Raw genomic sequence first — 2,918 nt, forward strand, 5'->3', positions numbered from 1 at the left:
ACTCGCCATGATCCGGCTCATGACCCGCAGGATCGCAAGGCTTTGTCAAAGCTCATGAATCGCTCGGACCGACTCTATGGGAAGAGGCTCCAGCAAATCTCGATCGTTGTTCTTGGGGCTGTTCACCAGTGTGGACACCAACCACTTGATCATGCCCTCAGACTGAGATGGCTTCAGGAGATCGCCAGGATGCGCTTCTTCGCTCATCCATCGCTCACGATCCCTTGGTTCTATGATCAGCGGCATCCTCTCGCTGAGATCCGCCAGAAACTTGTTACTCTGGATAGTGATGATCGTGAACGTGCGGAGCCATTCGCCGTCAGGGTTTTTCCACTGTTCCCATAGCCCGGCAAGAGTGAAAGGCTGACCTTCTGTCATGCCAACCGCATGAGGCTGCTTTCCTACCGGCCAAAGCTTCTTCCACTCATAGAAGCCGTCTACCGGGATCAAACAGCGACGATAACGATAGGCAGCACGAAAGACATCTTCGGTCACGACGCTTTCGGCACGAGCATTGACAAGATTGGATGCGATCTTCGGGTCATCGGCCCCACTCGGAATGAAACCCCACTGCATCACGCTAAATACTGGCTGTTGACTGTCTGGATCACGGCAGATCACCAAGAAGTTCTGCCCCGGCGCACCATTGAAACGGGTCGGGATCTCGGAGATGCTCCCTTCTTGGCAACTTACGCCAAGTGAGGCGGCGTACTCCTCAGGCCTGCGATACTGAATAACTCGTCCGCACATGCCCGTATCTCCTCCAGGCGTTATTCTCTGCACAGTAGCCGAACAACAACAAACCAGAGTTTAACGTCTCCTGCGAAGGACCCTGTTAAATAGCAATGACCTTGATCCGCATGGTGACGTCCACCCCTTGGGTAGGTCAGACCTTGGATGAGGTGTGGGTAGCTTCCTGCACTAGATCGCCGCTAGTGATTGAGGGGTGACACGGCAAGTGCCTATCCAGAAGTAAGGAAGGCATCACTGAGAGCCACCCCTTGAGAGATCATTGATCGTCAGGATGGAAGCCGAGGTCGAGGGCCTGAGGGAGATCCTTGAGGTCGAATGGAAGAGAGCCGAGGAGTTGCGCCAGGAGAGGGACCGGTGGGCTTCAGCTCTGGAGGCAAGCCAACGGCAGATTACGGACCTGACGAAGAAGGCTGAATCCGTTTCAGGAAGGGGATTCCTCGGGTGGCTCCGTCGCTCGGCATGATCCGAGACCAGGCCGATGAGATTAGGTCCCACACGCCGACCTCCTTTGCGAACCTCACGACGGAGGTTAGGAGGTCCACGTAACCTTTGAGCCGTCTGACCCAGCGATCATTGTTTGAGTCGTCGGGAAGAGGCCTTGTCACCGCTGTAGCCGTGGAGGCTGGCATCGCAAGGGTCTGATGTACAAACCCAGTCACTGTAGGCAATTCGGACATGACACAACTCATCCGTTGCTTTAGCTCCGGCGGAATTCATCCGGGTCCTATGATAACTCGATTGCACGTTCTATGTTCGTTCTCTGCCTCCCAGACAGAATGTCGCGTCATCATGTGCCTGATCCAGCAGCTTCCTCGAAGCTTCGGATACCTTGACGTACCAGTAGCGGTCTACGTCTTCCTCAATCCGCTTCCGGCGCTCATCCTCTTTCATCCAGGGATACCAAGCGGAATCCTGAATCTGCTTACGGAGGAGGGACCGTGCTTCAGCCTCGATGTCTTGGTTGCTGATAGTGGGCATCACTGCTCGATCAGATCATCTAACCTGGGATAAAGCGGTTTTGCAGGTCCAGATCCACCGGCACTTGTGATGATCTCGTCAGCGATCTGAAGCCGCTTATAGAGAAGCCTACCTGCCTCCCTCACATCAGGGTCAGGGTGGTTGATCAGGAACCGTGCTTTCGCCAAGAACGCTTCCTTCCGGTTAGATAGTTTCCCGCTCATCGTCCTGGCTCTGATCCGCCTCGGCTCTGCCAATAACTCTGCAATAGCCTATCCAACGCTGCTTCCAGCTTTGAGTTTAGGTCCAAGGCCACTGGAGAGGCGACCTGTGATGGGCAGCAGCTCTAATGCTGAGGTCGCACATAGTGTCACTCATGAGCAACATTCAGGGCTCATCATCAATGGTCCTCGATCTGGTTCGTTGATCTCCCGACCTTCAGACCCAGTTGGGCGTTCACATAGATTAATTCCGCATCCTGGGTACACCCATGATCAAGCAGATCGTGCATTTGGCAGTGAAGCCTCATTCGCCAATCGATATAGGCCTGCTCGCTGCAGCGCTATCAGCAGCCAGTGTCGCCTTCTTCATCTGCGCACAAATGCCGTAGTTGGACCCGCCGAAAGTCTAACGGAGCCATAGAGGCTGGACCGGCGTTAAGTCAGCAATCTAGCAAACGCGATCCTCACACATCCGACCCCGCTAGGTTAGCGATGACTTCCCTACAGAGAGCCCCAGGAACCCCACCCCTGGGGTTCTTTTTTTGCGTACATCAGATCATCAGCGTCATGATTTGAGCAAAGGGAACTGTGACCCTGTGAACTGGCAACCAAGCAGAGAGGCATGTGTCATGGCTCAAGCACGTGTCGGCGTCCGAGTTGCTGATGATCGAAAGAGTGTGACCGTTGAGATCGGTAGCGTTGACGGGCCATCATCTCCCGTGGGGCTAGACCTTGAACAACTCACCAAGGTGATCAACCTGCTTGGTCAAGCGAGGTCCCGCATGGTTGAGGGAACACCGAAGCAGTCACTCGACGGGAAGACGCTTGAGGCTGTGACGGAGCCACCTTGGCACATCCAAGTTGCTCAAATCGATGGCTCGCTGCTCGCGTTCGATCATCCGGCATATGGACAGAGCTGGCTCGGGAAATCTGGACAGCGGGCTAAGTGGAGTTTCTGCCTGTGAGCAGCCAGAATGGCTGCCGAAC

The 2,918-nt window shown here is 54.9% G+C and carries 3 protein-coding genes; 2 read left to right on the top strand and 1 reads right to left on the bottom strand.

Features of this window, described 5'->3' with window-relative positions; genetic code table 11:
• Window positions 1–45: 45 nt before the first annotated feature.
• Entirely contained in the window at window positions 46–750 is a 705-nt protein-coding gene (locus JKG68_RS31710) for an SOS response-associated peptidase (protein ID WP_202066348.1), read from the bottom strand.
• Window positions 751–1,012: 262 nt separating this feature from the next.
• On the opposite strand from JKG68_RS31710, the gene JKG68_RS31715 reads away from it, so the two are divergent.
• Window positions 1,013–1,216, top strand: coding sequence for a hypothetical protein (locus JKG68_RS31715; RefSeq protein ID WP_202066350.1), 204 nt, complete (start codon window positions 1,013–1,015; stop codon window positions 1,214–1,216).
• Between the two features lie 1,344 nt (window positions 1,217–2,560).
• Window positions 2,561–2,896: a hypothetical protein gene (locus JKG68_RS31720; protein WP_202066352.1), complete on the top strand. Its 336-nt coding sequence runs from the start codon at window positions 2,561–2,563 to the stop codon at window positions 2,894–2,896.
• Window positions 2,897–2,918: the final 22 nt, after the last annotated feature.

It is taken from the genome of Microvirga aerilata (assembly GCF_016743775.1).
Classification (GTDB): Bacteria; Pseudomonadota; Alphaproteobacteria; order Rhizobiales; family Beijerinckiaceae; genus Microvirga; species Microvirga aerilata.